This is a genomic window from Limimaricola variabilis (assembly GCF_034371605.1).
GTDB classification, from domain to species: Bacteria; Pseudomonadota; Alphaproteobacteria; order Rhodobacterales; family Rhodobacteraceae; genus Limimaricola; species Limimaricola variabilis.
This window is the reverse complement of the sequence record NZ_CP139691.1, coordinates 2,385,866-2,405,894: the sequence shown is the minus strand read 5'-3', so window position 1 is coordinate 2,405,894 and position 20,029 is coordinate 2,385,866. Positions and strand designations below refer to the sequence as shown.

Below are 20,029 nucleotides of genomic sequence, written 5' to 3'. Positions count from 1 at the left end.
GCTGCAGCTGGCGCTGGCCGGTCTCGGCCTCGCGGCAGGCTGCGCGCTGGCGCTGCCGGCGGGTGCGGCGGCCTGCGAGGATGTCGAGCATGCGGGCCTGTCCTACACGGTCTGCGAGGCCGATCCGGCGGCCGACGACCTGCGGCTGTTCCTGACGGATGAGAATGGCGGCCTCTATGGCAGCTTCCAAGCGATCGACCGCGAGGCTGGCGACCAGCGCCTCGTTTTCGCGATGAACGCCGGCATGTATCACCCCGACCGCCGCCCGGTCGGCCAGTATCTCGAGAATGGCGAAGAGGTGATGCGCCTCGTCACCAATCCGGGTCCGGGCAATTTCGGGATGCTGCCCAACGGGGTGTTCTGCATCGACGACGACAGCGCCCGGGTGATCGAGACCCTGCGCTACGAGGCCGAGGCGCCCGAATGCCTCTACGCCACGCAGTCGGGGCCGATGCTGGTGATCAACGGCGAGCTGCATCCGCGTTTCCTGCCCGACAGCACCTCGCGCAACATCCGCAACGGCGTCGGCACGACCGAGGCAGGCGACCGCGCGGTCTTCGTCATCGCCAACCAGCCGGTCACCTTCCACGAATTCGGCTCGTTCTTCCGCGACGCGCTGGAGCTGCCGCAGGCGCTCTATTTCGACGGCAATGTCAGCCGTCTGCACGCGCCCGGGCTGGGACGTTCGGATTTCGGCTTTGCCATGGGGCCGATCGTCGGCGTGCTGGCCCCCGTTGACGGCGCGCGCCCCGACGGCTAGGCCGCGCGCCTCGCATAACCGAAGGGGGGCCGACATGGCACGCAAGCGCAAGGGCCGCGACGTCTCGGGCTGGCTGGTGGTGGACAAGCCCGCGGGGCTCACCTCCACGGCCGTGGTCAACAAGGTGAAATGGGCCTTCGATGCCAAGAAGGCGGGTCATGCCGGCACGCTCGATCCCGAAGCCACAGGCGTGCTCGCCGTGGCGCTGGGCGAGGCGACCAAGACCGTGCCCTTCGTCACCGACGCGCTCAAGGCCTACGAGTTCACCGTGACCTTCGGCGCGGCGACGAACACCGACGACGCCGAGGGCGAGGTGACGGCCCGCTCCGACGCCCGCCCCTCCGACGCCGAAATCAAGGAGGCGCTGCACGGCTTCGTCGGCGACATCGAGCAGGTGCCGCCTGCCTTTTCGGCGGTGAAGGTCGACGGCCAGCGCGCCTATGCCAAGGCCCGCGCCGGCGAGGAGGTCGAACTGGCCGCCCGCCCGCTCTGGGTCGAGAGCCTGATCCTGCTGGAGCGGCCCGACGCGGATCACGCCAAGCTCGAGATGGTCTGCGGCAAGGGCGGCTACGTGCGCGCCATCGCGCGCGACCTGGGTGAGAAGCTCGGCTGCCTGGGCCATGTGCGCGAGCTGCGCCGGGTCTGGTCGGGGCCCTTCACCGCTGCCGAAGGCGTGACGCTGGAGCAGATCGAGGCCGAGGCGAAATCCGAGACGCTCGACCGCTTCCTGCGGCCCGTGGAGGACGGCCTCGCCGACCTGCCCCGCGTCATCTGCTCGGCCGAATCGGCCGCGCGGCTCCGGAACGGCAACCCGGCGCCGGTGGTCGCCTCGGGCCTCGATTACGGCGAAGAGGCCTGGGCCGCGCATGAGGGCCGCGCCGTGGCGGTGGGCCGGGTCATGGGGCCGGAACTGCACCCCTCCCGCGTCTTCGTGCTCTGAGACAGCGCGCGGCGCGGGTCTCAGAAGATCGCGCGCCGCACGAGGTTAAGCCCGGCGACTAGCAGCACCGCCAGCGTCACGCGGCGAAACACCTGCTGGTCGATCCGGTCATGCACCAGACCGCCCAGCATCATCCCCGCCACGGCGGGGACGATCATGAACAGCGAGAACGGCAGCGTCGCGGCGTTGAGCACCCCGGACTGGAGATGCGCGCCCGACAGCGCCAGCGCGCCAAGCCCATAGATCACGCCCTGCACCCTGATCGAATCGCCCTTGGGCGTGTCGATCGCGGTGAGATAGGCCACCGTCGGCGGCCCCCAGACCCCCGACACCCCGCCGACGAAGCCCGAAAAGCCGCCGATCAGCGCCTCGATTCCGTTGGTCTTCTCCGGGATCTTCGGCTTCCAGCCCGACAGCTGCAGCACCGCGAAGGCCGAGACCGGCGCGCCGATCAGCAAAAACAGCGCCTCGGCCGAGAGCACCCGCACCAGCTGCGCGCTGATCGCGAGCATCACGCCGCCGACGATCAGGTAGACCCGGAAGCGCTTGACCGTGGAGACCGCCGCGCGCCCGCCCTGCCGCAACGCCTGCATGCCGTTGGTCACCAGCGTCGGCGCGATCAGCGCGGCCAGCGCGAGCTCGGGCGGCAGGAACAGCGACATCGCCGAAATCATGATCATCGGCATGGCGAAGCCGACCATGCCTTTCACGATGCCGGCGCCGAAGCCCACGAGGACGGATAGCAGCAGCAGCTGCGGGGGCATCAGCTCGGCAAAGGGATACATGCGGCTCTCACGGATCTGCGGTCGTCGCAGTGGTGTCGGGAAAGCGTGGCATGGGCAAGGGGCCTCAGCCGGTCCGCTCGATCGCCTCGATCAGCCGCGCCCGCGCCGGCGGCAACGGCCGGTCGCCCGAACCGGGCAGCAGCCTGTGCTCGATGAACCAGCCGGTGGTGGCGAGCGCGGCGATGACGTCCGCCGCCGCCGCATCGCCCTCGCCGCGCAGCACCGGCGGCAGCGGCAGGAGCTTGGACGCCCATGCTCCCGCCCCCGCCCGGCTGACCGCGCGGCCGGATTTGGGGCTGACGAGATCCAGCCCCTCGGTCGCGCCGGTCACCGCACAGCGCGAGAGGTCGAGCGCGAATCCCATCTCCTCCAGGAGCGACAGCTCCCAACGCAGATAGGCCAGCGGCCAGATCTCGGTCTCGCCCAACAGGTCGAGAAGCGCCACGGTGCGATCATAGAGCGGCGGGTGCGGATCGCGCTCGGGCAGCACCGAGACCAGCAGCGCCGCCACCGCGTTGAGACCGGCCAGCGCCAGGCGATCGGCCATCACCCGGTCGGCGCGCGAGCGCACCGGCTCGAAGGTGAAGTTGCCCAGATGCTCGCCCAGCCGCGCGGTCCAGGTCAGGTCGAGCTGCGCGCCGGGCTGCAGGAGCGGCGCGATGCGCCGCGAGCCGCCGCCCCGCACCACCCCGGCATGCAGCCCATGGCCACGGGTCAGCACCTCGATGATGGCCGACCCCTCGCCATGGCGGCGGACGCGCAGCAGCGCCCCCTCCTCGCGCCAGGAGATCATCGGTTCAGGCCCGGGCGCGGCCCGGCTTGAACGGCGCCATGCCCTCGCGGGCCAGCTCGTCGGCGCGCTCGTTCTCGGGATGGCCGGCATGTCCCTTGACCCACTGCCAGGTCACGTCGTGCCGTGCCGCCGCCTCGTCGAGCCGGCGCCACAGATCCTCGTTCTTGACCGGCTTGCCGGCCGAGGTCCGCCAGCCCTTCCGCTTCCATCCCGCCATCCATTCGGTGATGCCCCCCTTCACATAGGCGCTGTCGGTCACGACGGTAAGCCGGGTGGGCTTGGCCAGCGCCTCGAGCGCCGAGATCGCGGCCATCAGCTCCATGCGGTTGTTGGTGGTCATCGCCTCGCCGCCCTTGAGCGTGCGCTCCTTGGTGACGGCCTCGCCCTCCTTGGCCTGGAGCAGCGCACCCCAGCCGCCGGGACCGGGATTGCCCGAGCAGGCGCCATCGGTGAAGGCGAAGATCTTGGCCATGGAAGCTCCGGAAATGAGAGGGGTCGGGGCGTTCCCTTTAGGCGAAGCTCCGCCGTCCGGCAACGTACGGGCGGGAACTCTCTCCGCCGGTCGCGCCGTTTCGCTTGGGTGACTTAACCGAACCCGGAGCCATTCCCATGTTCCACCATTCCTCCAAGCTTCAATACCAGGTCCGCGTCGACAAGCCCTCCCCGGCTTTCGCGAAGTATCTTCAGCAGGCGATCGGCGGCGTCGAGGGCGAGATCCGCGTCGCGATGCAGTACTTCTTCCAGGCGATGGGCGCGCGCGGCGACAGCAAATACCGCGACATGCTGATGATGACCGCCACCGAGGAGCTGAGCCATATCGAGTTCCTCGGCCACGCCGTGGCGCTCAACCTCGAAGGGGCGCCCGTGGAAGTGCAGGACGAGGCGGCGAAGGACCCGATCGTGCACGCGATCCTCGGCGGCATGAACCCGCGCCATATCCTGTCCTCGGGGCTTTCGGCGATGCCGGTGAACTCGAACGGCGTGCCCTTCGACATGAGCCATGTCTACGCCACCGGCAATCTCGGCGCCGACATGCTCGCCAACGCCACTGCCGAAGCCGGCGGACGGGTGCTCGCCTCGCGGCTCTACAACATGACCGACGATGCGGGCATGAAGGACATGCTCTCCTTCCTGATCGCGCGCGACACGATGCACCAGCAGCAGTGGCTCGCGGTGATCGAGGAGCTGGGCGGCATGCAGGCGCAGCTGCCGATCCCGAACTCCACCCCCCAGGAGCACGAGGCGACGGAGCACAGCTACTACTTCCTCAACACCTCGCTCGACGAGCCGACCCCGCAGGGCCGCTGGACCTCCGGCCCCTCGCTCGACGGGCGCGGCACCTTCTCGGCCAGGGACAAGCCCGAGCCGCTGGGCCAGAAGCCCGATCTCGGCAAGGCGAAACCGAAGAGCGGCACCCAGACCGAGCAGCAGTGAATCAGCCGGGCGGGTCTTCGGGGCCCGCCCGTCCCATCACCCCGCCGCGCGAGAGGCCCTGAGGGCGCGCGCCTTGGCTGGCGCGGGGCCATGCGTATTTGGGGAGTAGTGAAAGGGAAGCGCGTCCAGACCACCGGTAGCACCAGGCAGATCACGGTGAGCCAAGTGGGCAGCAGCCGCAGGCACTAGTCCAACGCGAGGCCGGGGACCCCCGTCATCAGCACGCCTCAAGCGAAGGGCAAAACCCCGACCAGCCCGAGGGCCAGCACTGGGCGCGGGATCACGCGGGCTCGCGCAGGATGCGTGGCACCTTGAACTCGACGTTCTCCTGCGCGGTTTCGACCAGTTTCACTGTGACGTCGTGGCGGGAACGGAAGGCGTCGATCACCTCCTGAACCAGCACCTCGGGCGCGCTCGCCCCCGCCGTCAGTCCGAGCGAGCGGATGCCCTCCAGCGCGCGCCAGTCGATATCGCCCGCGCGCTGCACCAGCTGCGCATAGCCGCAGCCCGCCTTGGCGGCGACCTCGACCAGCCGCTTGGAATTCGATGAGTTGGGCGCACCTACCACCAGCAGCGCGTCGCAATCGGGCGCCATCGCCTTGACCGCTTCCTGCCGGTTGGTGGTGGCGTAGCAGATATCCTCCTTGCCCGGCCCCTTGATCGCGGGAAACCGCACCTTCAGCGCCGCGACGATGCCCGCCGTGTCGTCGACCGACAGGGTGGTCTGGGTGACATAGGCCAGCCGCTCGGGATCGCGCACCGCGACGGTGGCGACATCGGCCTCAGTCTCGACCAGCAGCACCTCGCCCTCGGGGAGCTGGCCCATCGTGCCAATCGTCTCGGGATGCCCGGCATGCCCGATCATGATCATCTGCAGCCCTTCGGCCGAATGACGCGCGGCCTCGTTGTGAACCTTGGTGACCAACGGGCAGGTCGCGTCCACCGCGATCATCTCGCGCCGCGCAGCTTCGGCCGGAACAGCCTTGGCGACGCCATGCGCCGAAAAGATCACCGGACGGTCGTCGGGCGCCTCATCGAGCTCCTCGACGAACACCGCCCCCTTGGCACGCAGATCGTCGACGACATAGCGGTTGTGGACGATCTCGTGGCGCACATAGACCGGCGCGCCCCACTTCCCGAGCGCCATCTCGACGATCTTGATGGCGCGATCGACGCCGGCGCAGAATCCGCGCGGCGCGGCAAGATGGATCGTCAGCGGCGGCAGGGCGGTGTCGGTCATCGGGGGCCTCCAAGACAGCGGCCCTACAGCTAAGCCTTCGCGGCGCCGAGGTCCAGACGGGGGCCTAGTCCTCGCGCCCCGTCGCGCGCGGGGTTCGGCCGATCGCGTCCCGCAGATCGTCGAGCTCGATGAAGTCGTCGGCTTGGCGGCGCAGCTCGTCGGCGATCATCGGCGGGCTGGCGCGGATCGAGGAGACCACCGAAACCCGCACGCCGCGCCGCTGCAGCGCCTCGACCAGCGCCCGCAGGTCGCCGTCGCCGGAAAACAGCACGACGTGATCGATCCGATCCGCCAGCTCCAGCGCGTCGACCGTCAGCTCCACGTCGAGGTTGCCCTTGACCTTGCGCCGCCCCTGCGCGTCGGTGAACTCCCGCGCTGGCTTGGTGCGCATGGTAAAGCCGTTGTACTGGAGCCAGTCGACCAGAGGCCGGATCGGCGAATATTCGTCCCCGTCGAGAAGCGCGGTGTAGTAGCAGGCGCGGATCAGCCGGCCCCGGTTCATGAATTCCTGCCGCAGCAGCTTGTAGTCGATGTCGAAGCCAAGCGCCTTGCCGGTGGCGTGCAGGTTGGCGCCGTCGATGAACAGGGCGAGCCGTTCGTCGCGATAGAACATTGAAAAGGATCCCTCGTTACAGTATCGCCGGTTCGCTCGGGCGGCCCCCGCGGAGCTGGCGACGCCTCAGCTGCCCCCCATTCATTGGAAAAATCAAGGGCATGGCGCAAGATACCGTTATCGACAGGGGCGCGGGGCTGGCATTGATCGCGTTGGGCGCCAATGCCGAAGGGCCGCAGGGCGCACCCGCCGCCGGGCTGCGCGCCGCCATGGCCGAGATCGCGCGGCTTGGGCGCGCCGCCCGGTGCAGCCGGCTGTGGCGCAGCCCGGCCTTCCCGGCCGGGATCGGCCCGGATTTCGTCAACGCCGCGATGGCGCTCGACACCGATCTCGATGCCGCCGAGCTGCTCGCCCAGCTGCACGCGATCGAGGCGCGCTTCGGCCGGGTCCGGCAGGATCGCTGGGGACCGCGCAGCCTCGATCTCGATCTGCTGGCGCTGGACGAGGCGGTACGACCCGACCTCGCGGGCTGGGCGCGCTGGCGCGACCTCGCCCCCGCGGAGCAGGCGCGCGAGACGCCGCAGGAGCTGATCCTGCCGCATCCGCGGCTGCAGGATCGCGGCTTCGTGTTGCTGCCGCTGGCCGAGGTCGCGCCCGATTGGCGCCACCCGGTGACCGGGCTTTCCGTGACCTCGATGCGTGACGCGCTGCCGCCCGCGGCGGTCGAGGGGCTGGCCCCGCTCGGCTGAAGCCGCTTCCCGCCCTGCCCGCCTTGTGTTCCGGCGACGGGCGCTGTATGCGTGCCCTTTCGAGGCCGTGCCGCGCTGCCGTGCGTGCCGCCCAGCTTTGCCCACCCCCAGACGGGAGACGTCCGAATGGCCCGCGTGACAGTCGAAGATTGCGTTGACAAGGTTCCGAACCGCTTCGAGCTGGTGATGCTCGCCGCGCATCGCGCCCGCGAGATCGCCTCGGGCGCGCCGCTCACCGTCGCGCGCGACAACGACAAGAACCCGGTCGTGGCGCTGCGCGAGATCGCCGACGAGACCCAGCAGGCCGACGACCTGCGCGAGCGGATGATCGAGGCGCACCAGACCCAGATCGAGGTCGACGAGCCCGAGGCCGATTCGATGTCGCTCCTTATGAGCCAGGAGGCCGACAAGCCGGCCCAGGACGACATGAGCGAGGAGCGCCTGCTGCGTGAGCTGATGCAGGTGCAAAAGGAGGGCTGACCGCAGCCCGATCGAGGCCGGGGGACAGGACGCGCCAGATGACTTCCGCAGACGAGCTGATCGCTCTGGTCCGCAGCTACAACCCGGCCACCCGCGACACGCTGATCCGTGACGCCTATGCCTTCGGGCAGGAGATGCATGAGGGGCAGTTCCGCAAGTCGGGCGAGCCCTACTTCATGCATCCCGTCGCGGTGGCGGTGATTCTCGCCAAGCAGCAGATGGACGACGCCACGATCGTCACCGCGCTGCTGCACGACACGATCGAGGACACCCGCGCCTCCTTCTCGGATGTCGCGAAGCGCTTCGGCCGCGAGATCGCCGAACTGGTCGACGGCGTCACCAAGCTCACCAACCTGCAGCTCTCCTCGACCCGCACCAAGCAGGCCGAGAACTTCCGCAAGCTGTTCATGGCGACCTCGCGCGACCTGCGGGTGACGCTGGTGAAGCTCGCCGACCGGCTCCACAACATGCGCACGATCCGCTCGATGCGGCCCGAGAAGCAGGCCCAGAAGGCGCGCGAGACCATGGAGATCTACGCGCCGTTGGCAGGCCGGATGGGCATGCAGTGGATGCGTGAGGAGCTCGAGGACCTGTCGTTCCAAGTGCTCAACCCTGAGGCACGCAACTCGATCATCCGCCGCTTCATCATGCTCCAGAAGGAGGCCGGCGACGTCGTCGAGCGGATCACGGCCGACATGCGCGCCGAGCTCGACCGTGCCGGCATCAAGGCCGACCTCTTCGGCCGCGCCAAGAAGCCCTACTCGATCTGGCGCAAGATGCAGGAGAAGGATCAGGGCTTCTCGCGGCTGTCGGACATCTACGGCTTCCGCGTCATCACCGACAACGAGGCCGACGCCTACCGCGTGCTCGGCGTGATCCACCAGCGCTGGCGCGCCGTGCCGGGCCGGTTCAAGGATTACATCAGCCAGCCGAAATCCAACGGCTATCGCTCGATCCACACCACCGTGTCGGGCCGGGACGGCAAGCGGGTGGAGGTGCAGATCCGCACCCGCGAGATGCACGAGGTCGCCGAGACCGGCGTCGCCGCGCACTGGTCCTACCGCGACGGCCTGCGGGTCGAGAACCGCTTCGCGGTCGATCCGGCCCGTTGGATCGCGCAGCTGACCGAACGGCTCGAGACCGGCCATGACGACGAGGATTTTCTCGAGGCCGTGAAGCTCGAGATGTACCAGGACCAGGTGTTCTGCTTCACGCCCAAGGGCGAGGTCATCAAGCTGCCCCGCGGCGCTACGCCGATCGACTTCGCCTTCGCGATTCACACCCGGATCGGCTCCGCCTGCGTCGGCGCCAAGGTGGACGGGCTCCGGGTGCCGCTCTGGACCCGGCTCAAGAACGGCCAATCGGTCGAGATCATCACTGCCGACGGGCAGCGCCCGCAGGCGAGCTGGATCGAGATCGCGGTGACCGGTCGGGCCAAGGCCGCGATCCGCCGGAGCTTGCGCGAAGAGGACCGCGAACGCTTCGTCAAGCTCGGAACCGAGCTGGTGCGCGTCGCCTTCGAGAATGTCGGCCGCCGCGCCACCGACAAGGCGCTGCGCACCGCCGCCAAGACCTTGGGACTGGAAAGCGCGACCGAACTGCTGGCCCGGCTCGGCTCGGCCGACCTCACCACCCGCGAGGTCGTGCAGGCGCTCTATCCCGAGCTCGCCGCGCGCGGCGACACGCAGGAGGTGGCGCAGGAGCGCGCCGTGGCCGGCCTCGCCGCCGGGCAGAGCTTCCGCCGCGCGCCCTGCTGCCAACCCGTGCCGGGCGAGCGGATCGTCGGCATCACCTTCCGCGGTCAGGGCGTGGTGATCCACGCGATCGACTGCCCCGCGCTCGAGCATTACGAAGAGCAGCCCGAGCGCTGGCTCGACCTGCGCTGGCAGGACGGGACGCACGCCCCGGTCAATACGGTGACCCTCGACCTGACGGTGACCAACGACGCAGGCGTCCTGGGCCGGATCTGCACGCTGATCGGCGAGCAGTCGGCCAACATCTCGGACATGACCTTCCTCGACCGCAAGGCCGACTTCTACCGCATTCTGGTCGATGTCGACCTGCGCGACGCGGAGCACCTGCACCGGGTGATGACCGCGCTCGAGGCCGAGAGCCATGTCTCCTCGATCGAACGGCACCGCGATCCGTCGCGCGCCCTTCCTGCACCGCACGCCCCGGCGCCGGCCGGGGGCTGATCGGGGGCGCGGTGGTCTTCAAGCGGCGCGACAGGCGGTCGGTGGGCCGCGCGGTGGCCGAGACGCTCTATCCGCGCGGCGGCTGGCGCCGCGCTTTCGGCTATGTCCGCCACCGGCTGCAGCGGCTGCCCGACACCCCCGAGAAGATCGGCCGCGGCATCTTTGCCGGCGTGCTGGCGAGCTGGACGCCGTTCTACGGGCTGCATTTCATCATCGCCGTGATCTTCGCCAAGATCGGGCGGGGCAACATCCTCGCCTCGCTGCTGGGCACCTTCTTCGGCAACCCGCTGACCTATGTGCCGATCGGGGTGGTGGCGCTGCAGACCGGCCATTTCATCATGGGCCGGCCGCCGCATCGCGACATCGAGACCTCGCTGGTGGGCAAGTTCGCCGCTGCGGGCGAGGATCTGTGGCACAATTTCGGAGCGCTGTTCGGGCCGGACCGCGCCGATTGGCGCGGACTGACGCTGTTCTACCACGACGTCTTCCTGCCCTATCTCGTGGGCGGCATCCTGCCCGGGCTGATCTCGGCCTTTGCCTGCTACTGGCTGTTCGTGCCGGTGATCGCGGCCTACCAGAACCGCCGCCGCAAGAAGCTCCGGGCCAAGCTGCAGACATTGGGAAAAATTCCATCCGTCCCGGCTGACGACGGGCCCGGACCCGACTAGTCTGCGTCCAAAGGAGACGATGATGATGGAACTCAGGCTCGGCGTGAACATCGACCACGTGGCGACGGTGCGCAACGCGCGCGGCGGCGACACCCCCTCCCCCGTCCGGGCTGCCAAGCTCGCCGAGGAGGCCGGTGCCGACGGCATCACCGCGCATCTGCGCGAAGATCGCCGCCACATCTCCGACGCCGATATCGAGGCGCTGATGGCGGCGCTGAAGCTGCCGCTCAACTTCGAGATGGCCGCGACCGATGAGATGCAGGCGATCGCGCTGCGCCACCGCCCGCATGCCGTCTGCATCGTCCCCGAGCGGCGCGAGGAGCGCACTACCGAGGGCGGGCTCGAGGTCGCGAAGGACGAGAACCGTCTGGCGCATTTCATCGCGCCGCTGCGCGAAGCGGGCTGCCGTGTGTCGATCTTCATCGCCGCCGACCGCGCCCAGATCGACGCCGCGGCCCGGATCGGGGCACAGGTGGTGGAACTGCATACCGGCGCCTATTGCGAGGCGCATGCGGCGGGCGATCTGGCCGCCCGCGACGCCGAGCTGGCGCGGATCACCGAGATGGCGACCCATGCGCATGATCTCGGCCTCGAGGTGCATGCCGGGCATGGCCTGACCTATGACACGGTCGGGCCGATCGCCGGGCTGCCGGAAATGCGCGAGCTGAACATCGGCCATTTCCTGATCGGCGAGGCGATCTTCCGTGGGCTGTCCCCGGCGATCGCGGAGATGCGGCGCCGGATGGAGGCGGCGCGACGGGTGATGCGCTGAAACGGTTCCCGCCCCGCGCGATCACGATTGCAGCTCCGCGGGGCTAAAAACCCCTGTTCTGCAAAACCTTGCCGACCATCCGGCAGCTTCCTGCCGCCTTCTGGCGGGTCGCATCACTGCCCGCGAAAGTGGCAGGAACATGGGGCCGTCGCCGCCGTTCTGCCCTCCGAGACCGCCGGGGCCATTCACCCCCCTATCGCCCCGGCCGGTCAGAACCCTGGAGGAAAGGAACGACCATGTTCATGAAATCCAAGACCTTCGCCGCCACCGCCGCGCTCTCCATTGCCGCCTCGGGCGCCTTCGCCCAAGGCCAGGAGGGGCTGGTCAACGTGTCGGTCGACGACAACACCGTGCAGGTGCCTGTCAGCGTCGCCGCCAATGTCTGTGACCTCGACGTCAATGCGCTGGCCCGCCAGTTCGTGGGCTCCGATGACAGTGCCTGCGAGATCGATCAGGAAACCGCTGCTGCCAACGGCATCAATACCGACTCGAGCAATGGCAATGGAAACGGCAAACAGGACGGGCTGGTCAACCTCTCGGTCGACGGCAACACCATCCAGGTGCCGGTCGGCGTGGCCGCCAATGTCTGTGATGTCGACGCCAATGTGATCGCCCAGCAGGTCAAGGGCACCGACGACAGCGCATGCGAAATCGATCAGGAGACCGCGGCCGAGAACGGCCTCGACCGCTTCGGCGATATCGGCACGACCGGCGCCATTGCGGAAGACGCCCTCGACGACGCGGAGGATGCGGTCGACGACACCAGCGAGGCTGCCGACCGCGCGGCTGACGCGGCCGAAGACGAGATCGACGAGACCGAGGACGAGATCGACGAAGCCGAGGACGAGGCCGACGAGGCCGAAGACGAACTCGAGGAGGAGGCCGAGGACGAAACGGAGAACTGATCCGTCCGTCTCTCGTGAACTCGAGGAAGGCGCCCGGTTCTCCGGGCGCCTTTTTTCATGGCGAATCCGCCCGAAATTCGCCTCGAATCAGGATCGTTCCGAGGCGCCACGCGTTGTCACTCCAAGCGGCCCCCGAGGGGGCACCCACAAGTAACGGAGACACGACATGGCTGATCATCTCGACACCATCAAGAAGCTGCACACCCGCGTCATCGACAGCCGCGACGGCTACAAGCATTCGCGCGAGGAGGTGAAGGACGAGCGCGGCTTCGTCGGCTTCTTCGACCGCCGCATCGCCGAGCGCGAGCAGTTCCATACGGTGATCCACCGCCAGCTCGCGGCCGAGGGCGTCGAGGTGAGCGAGAGCGGCTCGACCGCCGCCGCCGCACATCGCGGTTGGCTGTCGCTCAAGGATTCGCTGACCGGCAATGACGAGGCGGTCTATGACGAGATCATCAACGGCGAAGAGCAGCTGTTGAAGCTCTATGACGACGCCATCGCCGCCACTTCGGGCAAGCCGGAATGGTCGTTCCTGGCCAGCCAGCGCGCCGACGTGGAGAAGGCGATCACCGAGGCGAAGAGCGAGAAGACCCGCCACGCGGCCTGATCGCCGATCCTTTGGTTCCTGATGCGCCGCCCTCCCCGAGGGCGGCGCTCTTTTGCGCGAGGGCCGCGGATTGCCCGGCCCCGTGGCATCGGCTAGGCAAGGTCGCATGATCCTTGGCATCGGCACCGACCTCGCGAATATCGACCGCATCGCCGGCGTCCTCGAGCGCCATGGCGACCGCTTCCGCAACCGCGTCTTCACGGATGTGGAGCAGGCCAAGGCCGAGCGCCGCCGCGACGTGGCCGGCACCTATGCCAAGCGCTGGGCCGCCAAGGAGGCCTGCTCCAAGGCGCTGGGCACCGGCCTCAGGATGGGCATCGCATGGAAGGACATGGCGGTGTCGAACCTGCGCACCGGCCAGCCGGTAATGGAGGTGACGGGCTGGGCGCGCGAGCGGCTCGACGCGATGACCCCGCCCGGACACGAGGCAATCATCCACGTGACGCTCACCGACGACCACCCCTGGGCGCAGGCCTTCGTGGTGATCGAAGCCCGGCCTCTCGCCGGGCACTGATGCGCGCGGTGCGCCGCTGGCGCATCGATGCCCCCGCCTGCTGCGGGCCCTGCCCTTTCTCGATGCCATGTCGACCGAGACGGCTCTGGCCTGAGCGCCCCGCTGCGCCGGGGCTGGCCTTGCGGTTTCGCGCGCGATAGATGGCGCGTCTGGCGGTTTCCTTGACTAATCCCCCCGCCCCCCGCATGTAGCCCCGAAACCCAAGGGACCAATCCGCATGGCCAGCAGATCCGACACCGAGAAGCAGGGCTTCGTCCACAGCGTCTGGGAAACCATCAAGACGGTGTTCTGGGCGCTGCTGATCGCGGGCATCTTCCGTACCCTGTTCTTCCAGCCGTTCTGGATCCCCTCGGGCTCGATGAAGGACACGCTGCTGATCGGCGACTTCCTCTTCGTCAACAAGATGGCCTACGGCTACTCCTACGCCTCCTGCCCCTCGGTGCGGCTGGCCTCGCTGGGCGTCGACATCTCGGCCGAGGATGTCTGCGGCTGGGCCAAGGGCGACAACGACCGGCTCTGGGGCGAATACCCCGAGCGCGGCGACGTGGTGGTGTTCCGCCACCCCGTCACCGGAGAGGATTTCATCAAGCGCGCCATCGGCCTGCCCGGCGACCGGATCCAGGTCCGCGACGGGCGGCTCTTCATCAATGACGAGGCGGTGGGCCTCGAACCCGCCGGCACCTTCACCGAGGTGATGGAACGGCAGGGGCCGCAGGGCTTGCTGCCGCGCTGCCGCAACGGCGCGGTCGGCATGGGGGCCACCTGCGAGAAGACCCGCTATACCGAGACGCTGCCCAACGGGCGCAGCCATGACGTCCTCGACATTACCACCCAGTCGTCGGACAATACCGGCGTTTACACCGTTCCCGAGGGGCATCTGTTCTTCATGGGCGACAACCGCGACAACTCGACCGACAGCCGGGTGCCGCAGAACGCGCGCGGCGTGGGCTTCGTGCCCTTCGAGGACCTCGTCGGCCGGGCCGACCGGATCATGTTCTCCTCGGCCGGGCGCTCGATGCTGGCCTTCTGGACCTGGCGCTCGGACCGCTTCTTCAAGGCGGTCGAGTGAAGCTTTCGGCCGAACTGCGCGCCTTCGCGACCCGGCTGGGGCACGAATTCTCGCGTCCCGAGCTGCTGTCGCGCGCCGTCACCCATGGCTCGATTTCCGGGCCGATGCGTGACGACAACCAGCGGCTGGAATTCCTCGGCGACCGGGTTCTGGGGCTGGTGATGGCCGAGGCGCTGCTCGAGGCCGACCGGAGCGCCACCGAGGGCCAGATCGCGCCGCGCTTCAACGCGCTGGTCCGCCGCGAGACCTGCGCCGAGGTGGCCCGCGAGATCGAGATCGGCACGGTGCTGCGGCTCGGGCGCTCTGAGATGAAGTCGGGCGGACGCCGCAAGGAGGCGCTCTTGGCCGACGCGATGGAGGCGGTGATCGCCGCCGTCTATCTCGATGCCGGCTTCGAGGCGGCGCGCGACGTGGTGCGCAGGCTCTGGGGCGAACGGATCAACCGGGTCGAGGAAGACGCGCGCGATCCCAAGACGGCGCTGCAGGAATGGGCGCAGGCGCGCGGCGAACCGCCGCCCGCCTATGCCGAGACCGGCCGCGAGGGACCGGACCATGCGCCGGTCTTTACCATCGAGGTCAGGCTGGCTTCCGGCGCCAGCGAGAACGCCACCGCCGGGTCGAAACGACAGGCGGAACAGGCGGCGGCAGCCGCGCTTTTGAAACGGGTGAGCGAATGAGCGACCAAGATCAGACGCCGGAAGGCGACGAGACCCCGGACGCCGCTCGGGGCCCCGAGGCGCTGCACGAGGATGGCCTGCCGGGCGCGCCGATCGGCGGCGACCAGGAGGGCGAGGCCGGTCCGACCCGCGCCGGCTATGTCGCGCTGATCGGCGAGCCCAATGCCGGGAAATCGACGCTGTTGAACCGCATGGTCGGCGCCAAGGTGTCGATCGTCACCCACAAGGTGCAGACCACCCGCGCCCGCATCCGCGGTGTCGCGATGGAGGATCGCGCCCAGATCGTCTTCGTCGACACGCCGGGCCTGTTCCGGCCGCGCCGCCGGCTCGACCGCGCGATGGTCGCCGCCGCCTGGAGCGGGGTGGCCGATGCCGACATGGTCGTGCTGCTGATCGAGGCCCATCGCGGCATCACCGACGGCGTGAAGGCGATCCTCGAGGCCCTGCCCGAACGGCTCGGTCGCAAGCCCGTCGCACTCGCGATCAACAAGATCGACAAGGTGAAGTCCGAGGTCCTGCTCAAGCTCGCGCAGGACTGCAACGACGCGCATCCCTTCGTGAAGACCTTCATGATCTCGGCCGAACGCGGCCATGGCGCCGCCGACCTCAAGGCGTGGCTGGGAAGTCAGATGCCCGAAAGCCCGTGGCTCTACCCCGAGGACCAGCTCGCCGATCTGCCGCTGCGGATGATCGCCGCCGAGATGACGCGCGAGAAGCTCACCCTCCGGCTGCACCAAGAGCTGCCCTACGAGCTGACGGTCGAAACCGAGAGCTGGCAAGAGCGCGACGACGGCTCGGCCCGCGTCGACCAGATGATCTACGTCGCCCGCGAGGGCCACAAGGGCATCGTACTGGGCAAGGGCGGCGAGACCATCAAGTCGGTCTCCAAGGCCGCGCGCGAGGAGCTGTCGGAGTTCCTCGGCCGCAAGGTGCACCTGTTCCTGCAGGTGAAGGTGCGCCCGAACTGGCTCGAGGAAAAGGAGCGCTACTCCGAGATGGGGCTCGATTTCCGCGACGGGAATGGCTGAGCCGCGGCTCGCCACCGGCATCTGGGTCTCGGCCTATCTCGCGCGGCTCCGGCTGCACGACATCCCCGCCTTCGTCACCGCCAAAGGCGACGAGACGGCAGGCGCGGTGCTGGTCAAATCCAACACGCTCGACGGTCAGGGGCGGCTGTTTCAGCGCAGCCTCGACCTGATGACCGGGGCGCGGGCCTGGATCACGCTGGCCGAGGGCGACGAGGCCGAGGTCGATGCCAGCGTCGAGCGGCAGCGGCGCTTCGACCCCGATCTGTGGGTGATCGAGGTCGAGGACCGGCAGGGCCGGACGCTTCTCGACGAGCCGGGGCTGGCCGATTAACTCCGGTCGGCCGCGCGCCAGCGATCGAGGATATGCCGCGCCACCATCAGGTCGAGATGCGCGCCACCGCCGTTCTTGAACAACGTGATCTCGTCCTCGCTCCCGCGCCGGAACAGCTTCGGCTCCGAGAACTCGGCCACCACATCCTCGCGCGCGATCGCACCTGCCTCGAGCGGGATCTTCAGCTCGCCGATATGGTCAAGCGTGGTGGCGCGCGCATCGACGAAGATCCGCGCCCGCTGCAACGCCCGGTCGTCGGCCTCGCGCATATGCGGGGTGAAGGCCCCGATCAGGTCGAGATGCGTGCCGGGGCGCAGCCAGTCGCCCCGCACCACTGGCGCTTTCGCCATGGTCGCGCAGGTAACGATGTCAGCCCGGCCCACGGCCCGCTCCAGATCCTCGGCGATCTCGATATCCGGGTGCTGCGCCTTGAGCCGCTCCGCCCCCTCGCGCGAGCGGTTCCAGACGGTGAAGCGCGCCTCGGGAAAGGCCGCGCCATAGGCCTCGCGCAGCGAGCCAGCGACGTTGCCCGCGCCGACGATCAGGATCTCGCGACTGTCGGGCCGGGCCAGTTTCATCGCGCCTAGCAGGCTGTCGGCGGCGGTCTTCCACTTGGTGACGAGGTGGAAGTCCACTACGGCCTCCAGCGTGCCGTCCTTGTCCGACAGCAGGTTCACCGCGCCGTTGATGCTCGGGCCCTGGTTGCCCGGAATGATCGTCGCGACCTTCACCGCGATGCCCAGCCCCTCGATCCACGCCGAGCGGTTCAGGAGCGTGTCCTCGCCACGGTAGAGGAATGTGTCGGTGACCTGCGCCGGCGGCAGGTCGTGCCCGGCCTCGATCGCGCGGGCCATGGCGATCCAGTCGAGCTTCGCTTCGGCCTCGAAGGGGACGATCTCGGTCATGCGGCCTCTGCCTCGCTGAGCAGACCCTCGGCCACCAGCCGTCCGGCCAGCCCCTCGGGTCCGGTGAAGTGGTGCACCTGCCAGCCGCGCGCTTGGGCGGCGGCGATGTTGTCGGCGCGGTCATCGGTGAACAGCAACCGCCCCGGCGCCACGCCGGTCTCGCGCTCCAGTGCGTGGTAGATCGGCGCATCGGGCTTGGCCATGCGCAGATGCCCCGACACGAACAGCGCGTCGAACTCGGCGAAGACGGGGTAGTGCGCGCGGGCGATCTCGAAGGTCTCGACCCCGAAATTCGACAGCGCGAAGACCGGCACGCCGCGCGCCTTCAGGGCCCGCAGCAGCCGGCCCGAACGCGGGATCTCCGGGCTCGCCATCTCGATCCAGCGGTCGTGCCAGAGCATGATCTCGGCGGCCCAATCGGGATGCGCCTCGGCCAAGGCAGCGACCTGCCCGTGGAAGTTCTCTCCCAGATCGACGCGCTCGTTCATGCCGTGCAGGTCGACCGTGGCGAACAGCTCGGCCCGCCGCGCTTCCCCGATCGCCGCGTCGTAGACCCGCTCGGGGTTCCACTCGATCAGCACGTTGCCGATGTCGAAGACCACCGCCTCGATGTTCATGCACCCGCCTCCCGCGCCGCCTTGCGCAGGGCCCGCTCCAGCGCGTCGAGAAACCGCGAGCGGTCCGCCTTGGTGAAGCCCTTGCCACCGCCCTGCCGGAACGGATCGGCGGCGCGCAGATCGGCCATCAGGTCGCGGGTGGCCAGCACGTTGCCGATATTGGCCGCGGTCAGCGGCTCGCCATTGTGCTTGAGCACCTGCGCCCCCGCCTCGACGCATTTCGCGGCGAGCGGGATGTCGTTGGTGATCACCACGTCACCCGTCCTGGCGCGGTCGGCGATCCACATGTCGGCCACGTCCGGCCCCTCGGGGACGATCACCGTCTCGACATAGGGGTTCTGCGACGGGCGGAGCCCGCCATTCGAGACGATGGCCACCTTCACCTTGTGGCGCGTGCCCACCGTTTCGCACTCGGCTTTCACCGGGCAGGCATCGGCGTCGACATAGATCATGACCAGAGCGCCGCGGCGTGGAAGTCGACATGGTCCTCGATGAAGGAAGACACGAAATAGTAGCTGTGGTCGTAGCCGCGCTGGAGCCGCAGCGTGCCGGGCTGGCGCCGCTCGGCCATGGCGCGGGCGAAATGCTCGGTGCCGAGCTTGTCGCCGAACTGGTCGGCGGTGCCGGTGTCCACCAGAAGCGGCCCGTCGAAGCCGGTCTTGGTCATCAGCAGCGTCGCGTCGTGGCGCGCCCAGGCGGCCTCGTCCTCGCCGAGATAGGCGGTGAACTGGCGACGGCCCCATTCGCTCTGGGTCGGGTGGCAGATCGGCGCGAAGGCCGAGACCGAGCGATAGCGCCCCGGCAGCCGCATCGCCATGGTCAGCGCGCCGTGACCGCCCATCGAATGGCCGGTGATCGCCTGCCGCCCCTCGTCGATGGCAAACTGTCCCTCGAGCAGCGCGGGCAGCTCCTCGGCGACGTAGTCCCACATCTGGTAGTGCCGCGCCCAGGGGTCCTGGGTGGCGTTCAGGTAGAACCCCGCCCCCTGCCCCATGTCGAAGCCCTCGTCATCGGCCACGCCGGTGCCGCGCGGCGAGGTGTCGGGGAACACCAGCGCGATGCCCTGCTCGGCGGCCCAGCGCTGCGCGCCGGACTTCGTCATCGCGTTCTCATGGGTGCAGGTAAGGCCCGACAGGAACCACAGCACCGGCACCGGCCCCTCCTGCGCCTCGATGGGCAGGAACAGCCCGAAGGTCATCTCGGTGCCGGTGGCCTCGCTCTGGTGGCTGTAGACCCCCTGCACGCCGCCAAAGCAGGTGTTCTCGCTGATCGTCTTCATGTCGTCTCCGTATCCGCCGAGATCACGGTGAGGATCTCTTCGAGCGGTTTCTTGATCATGGCTGCCGCCGGAACGGTAGCGCCCTCGGCCGGGTGGCCCACCGCGAGGATCATCACCGGCTTCTCGGAGGCCGGGCGGTCGCACAGGTCGGTGAGGAATTTCATCGGGCTCGGCGTATGGGTGAGCGCCGAGAGCCCTGAAAGGTGCAGCGCACCGATCAGGAAACCGGTGGCGAGGCCCACGCTCTCGGGCACGTAGTAATGCTTGTAGCGCGTGCCATCCGCCCTGGTGCCCCAGCGCTGGGCGAAGACCACGATCAGCCAGGGCGCGACGTCGAGATGCGGCTTGGAGGCGCCGGTACCGATCGGTTCGAGCGCAGCGATCCATTCATCCGGCGCGCCGCCCTCGTAGAAGGCGCGCTCCTCCTCCTCGGCGGCGGCACGGATCTGCGCCTTGAGGCCCGGATCCGAGATCGCGACAAAATGCCAGGGTTGCTGGTTCGCGCCCGAAGGCGCGCGCCCGGCGGTCGCGATCGCCGCCTCGATCACCGCGCGCGGCACGGGGCGGTCGCTGAACTCGCGGATGGTGTGGCGCGTCGCCATGGCGTCGAAATGCGCACGCGCAGCCGCGAGGATGGCCTCGTCGGTCATCTCCGGTCGCTGCGGCAGCGGCGTGGCGCGGTACCCTGTCGTCTCGATGCTCATCCTGCCCTCCCCCTGCGAAGGGGC

General features: G+C 68.9%; 25 protein-coding genes. 15 read left to right on the top strand and 10 right to left on the bottom strand.

Features of this window, described 5'->3' with window-relative positions:
• Nucleotide 1: 1 nt before the first annotated feature.
• Together T8T21_RS11980 and truB are read left to right on the top strand one after the other, a co-directional pair.
• On the top strand, nucleotides 2-760 hold the full coding sequence (locus T8T21_RS11980; protein WP_407660135.1) for a phosphodiester glycosidase family protein: 759 nt from the start codon (nucleotides 2-4) through the stop codon (nucleotides 758-760).
• Nucleotides 761-794: 34 nt separating this feature from the next.
• Nucleotides 795-1,700 (top strand): tRNA pseudouridine(55) synthase TruB, encoded by a 906-nt coding sequence (truB, locus tag T8T21_RS11975; RefSeq protein WP_322335761.1) that lies wholly within the window; start codon nucleotides 795-797, stop codon nucleotides 1,698-1,700.
• A gap of 20 nt (nucleotides 1,701-1,720) precedes the next feature.
• Here the strand turns inward: truB and T8T21_RS11970 are convergent, their stop codons facing one another.
• From T8T21_RS11970 to rnhA, 3 genes are all read right to left on the bottom strand, one after another.
• Nucleotides 1,721-2,485 (bottom strand): sulfite exporter TauE/SafE family protein, encoded by a 765-nt coding sequence (locus T8T21_RS11970; RefSeq protein WP_183470029.1) that lies wholly within the window; start codon nucleotides 2,483-2,485, stop codon nucleotides 1,721-1,723.
• 64 nt (nucleotides 2,486-2,549) lie between these two features.
• The gene (gene recO / locus T8T21_RS11965) at nucleotides 2,550-3,278 is read right to left on the bottom strand and encodes a DNA repair protein RecO (protein WP_322335760.1); all 729 of its coding nucleotides are present in this window, start codon (nucleotides 3,276-3,278) and stop codon (nucleotides 2,550-2,552) included.
• Between the two features lie 4 nt (nucleotides 3,279-3,282).
• A complete protein-coding gene (gene rnhA / locus T8T21_RS11960; RefSeq protein WP_183470033.1) occupies nucleotides 3,283-3,750 on the bottom strand; it encodes a ribonuclease HI in 468 nt (155 codons plus the stop codon).
• Nucleotides 3,751-3,887: 137 nt separating this feature from the next.
• Between rnhA and T8T21_RS11955 the strand changes: the two genes are divergently transcribed.
• A complete protein-coding gene (locus tag T8T21_RS11955; RefSeq protein ID WP_183470035.1) occupies nucleotides 3,888-4,712 on the top strand; it encodes a manganese catalase family protein in 825 nt (274 codons plus the stop codon).
• Between the two features lie 280 nt (nucleotides 4,713-4,992).
• Here the strand turns inward: T8T21_RS11955 and ispH are convergent, their stop codons facing one another.
• The gene (ispH, locus tag T8T21_RS11950; protein WP_322335759.1) at nucleotides 4,993-5,952 is read right to left on the bottom strand and encodes a 4-hydroxy-3-methylbut-2-enyl diphosphate reductase; all 960 of its coding nucleotides are present in this window, start codon (nucleotides 5,950-5,952) and stop codon (nucleotides 4,993-4,995) included.
• A 64-nt stretch (nucleotides 5,953-6,016) separates the two neighbouring features.
• The gene (locus tag T8T21_RS11945; RefSeq protein WP_322335758.1) at nucleotides 6,017-6,565 is read right to left on the bottom strand and encodes a LabA-like NYN domain-containing protein; all 549 of its coding nucleotides are present in this window, start codon (nucleotides 6,563-6,565) and stop codon (nucleotides 6,017-6,019) included.
• A 101-nt stretch (nucleotides 6,566-6,666) separates the two neighbouring features.
• Here T8T21_RS11945 and folK point away from each other — a divergent pair, with 101 nt between their 5' ends.
• The 12 genes from folK to T8T21_RS11885 all read left to right on the top strand — a co-directional run bounded on the left by folK (nucleotide 6,667) and on the right by T8T21_RS11885 (nucleotide 16,500).
• Nucleotides 6,667-7,254, top strand: a complete 588-nt coding sequence (folK, locus tag T8T21_RS11940) for a 2-amino-4-hydroxy-6-hydroxymethyldihydropteridine diphosphokinase (RefSeq protein ID WP_322335757.1) — start codon at nucleotides 6,667-6,669, stop codon at nucleotides 7,252-7,254.
• A gap of 126 nt (nucleotides 7,255-7,380) precedes the next feature.
• Nucleotides 7,381-7,734 carry a DNA-directed RNA polymerase subunit omega gene (gene rpoZ / locus T8T21_RS11935; RefSeq protein WP_183470043.1) on the top strand — a complete coding sequence of 118 codons (354 nt, stop codon included), beginning with the start codon at nucleotides 7,381-7,383 and terminating at the stop codon, nucleotides 7,732-7,734.
• A gap of 38 nt (nucleotides 7,735-7,772) precedes the next feature.
• Nucleotides 7,773-9,929: a RelA/SpoT family protein gene (locus T8T21_RS11930; RefSeq protein ID WP_183470045.1), complete on the top strand. Its 2,157-nt coding sequence runs from the start codon at nucleotides 7,773-7,775 to the stop codon at nucleotides 9,927-9,929.
• A gap of 11 nt (nucleotides 9,930-9,940) precedes the next feature.
• Complete coding sequence (locus tag T8T21_RS11925; protein ID WP_183470047.1) at nucleotides 9,941-10,597, top strand: DUF2062 domain-containing protein; 657 nt, start codon at nucleotides 9,941-9,943, stop codon at nucleotides 10,595-10,597.
• Between the two features lie 22 nt (nucleotides 10,598-10,619).
• Nucleotides 10,620-11,369 (top strand): pyridoxine 5'-phosphate synthase, encoded by a 750-nt coding sequence (locus T8T21_RS11920; RefSeq protein WP_322335756.1) that lies wholly within the window; start codon nucleotides 10,620-10,622, stop codon nucleotides 11,367-11,369.
• A 236-nt stretch (nucleotides 11,370-11,605) separates the two neighbouring features.
• Nucleotides 11,606-12,274, top strand: a complete 669-nt coding sequence (locus T8T21_RS11915; protein ID WP_322335755.1) for a hypothetical protein — start codon at nucleotides 11,606-11,608, stop codon at nucleotides 12,272-12,274.
• Nucleotides 12,275-12,440: 166 nt separating this feature from the next.
• Entirely contained in the window at nucleotides 12,441-12,881 is a 441-nt protein-coding gene (locus T8T21_RS11910) for a PA2169 family four-helix-bundle protein (RefSeq protein ID WP_183470052.1), read from the top strand.
• A gap of 106 nt (nucleotides 12,882-12,987) precedes the next feature.
• Nucleotides 12,988-13,395, top strand: coding sequence for a holo-ACP synthase (gene acpS, locus T8T21_RS11905; protein WP_322335754.1), 408 nt, complete (start codon nucleotides 12,988-12,990; stop codon nucleotides 13,393-13,395).
• 217 nt (nucleotides 13,396-13,612) lie between these two features.
• Entirely contained in the window at nucleotides 13,613-14,464 is an 852-nt protein-coding gene (lepB, locus tag T8T21_RS11900) for a signal peptidase I (protein ID WP_322335753.1), read from the top strand.
• Entirely contained in the window at nucleotides 14,461-15,141 is a 681-nt protein-coding gene (gene rnc, locus T8T21_RS11895; RefSeq protein ID WP_322335752.1) for a ribonuclease III, read from the top strand. The genes lepB and rnc overlap by 4 nt, the downstream gene beginning before the upstream one ends.
• On the top strand, nucleotides 15,138-16,169 hold the full coding sequence (gene era / locus T8T21_RS11890; RefSeq protein WP_322335751.1) for a GTPase Era: 1,032 nt from the start codon (nucleotides 15,138-15,140) through the stop codon (nucleotides 16,167-16,169). Before rnc ends, era begins: the two co-directional genes overlap by 4 nt.
• Entirely contained in the window at nucleotides 16,162-16,500 is a 339-nt protein-coding gene (locus tag T8T21_RS11885) for a DUF1491 family protein (RefSeq protein WP_322335750.1), read from the top strand. The genes era and T8T21_RS11885 overlap by 8 nt, the downstream gene beginning before the upstream one ends.
• Here the strand turns inward: T8T21_RS11885 and T8T21_RS11880 are convergent.
• The 5 genes from T8T21_RS11880 to T8T21_RS11860 are packed head-to-tail and all read right to left on the bottom strand — an operon-like array spanning nucleotide 16,497 to nucleotide 20,005.
• Nucleotides 16,497-17,405, bottom strand: coding sequence for an ornithine cyclodeaminase family protein (locus T8T21_RS11880; protein ID WP_322335749.1), 909 nt, complete (start codon nucleotides 17,403-17,405; stop codon nucleotides 16,497-16,499). The genes T8T21_RS11885 and T8T21_RS11880 overlap by 4 nt on opposite strands.
• Entirely contained in the window at nucleotides 17,402-18,022 is a 621-nt protein-coding gene (locus T8T21_RS11875; protein WP_322335748.1) for an HAD family hydrolase, read from the bottom strand. Before T8T21_RS11875 ends, T8T21_RS11880 begins: the two co-directional genes overlap by 4 nt.
• A complete protein-coding gene (locus T8T21_RS11870) occupies nucleotides 18,019-18,474 on the bottom strand; it encodes a YaiI/YqxD family protein (protein ID WP_322335747.1) in 456 nt (151 codons plus the stop codon). Before T8T21_RS11870 ends, T8T21_RS11875 begins: the two co-directional genes overlap by 4 nt.
• Nucleotides 18,471-19,301 carry an S-formylglutathione hydrolase gene (gene fghA, locus T8T21_RS11865; protein ID WP_183470068.1) on the bottom strand — a complete coding sequence of 277 codons (831 nt, stop codon included), beginning with the start codon at nucleotides 19,299-19,301 and terminating at the stop codon, nucleotides 18,471-18,473. Before fghA ends, T8T21_RS11870 begins: the two co-directional genes overlap by 4 nt.
• The gene (locus tag T8T21_RS11860) at nucleotides 19,298-20,005 is read right to left on the bottom strand and encodes a nitroreductase family protein (protein WP_322335746.1); all 708 of its coding nucleotides are present in this window, start codon (nucleotides 20,003-20,005) and stop codon (nucleotides 19,298-19,300) included. The genes fghA and T8T21_RS11860 overlap by 4 nt, the downstream gene beginning before the upstream one ends.
• Between the last annotated feature and the right edge of the window lie 24 nt (nucleotides 20,006-20,029).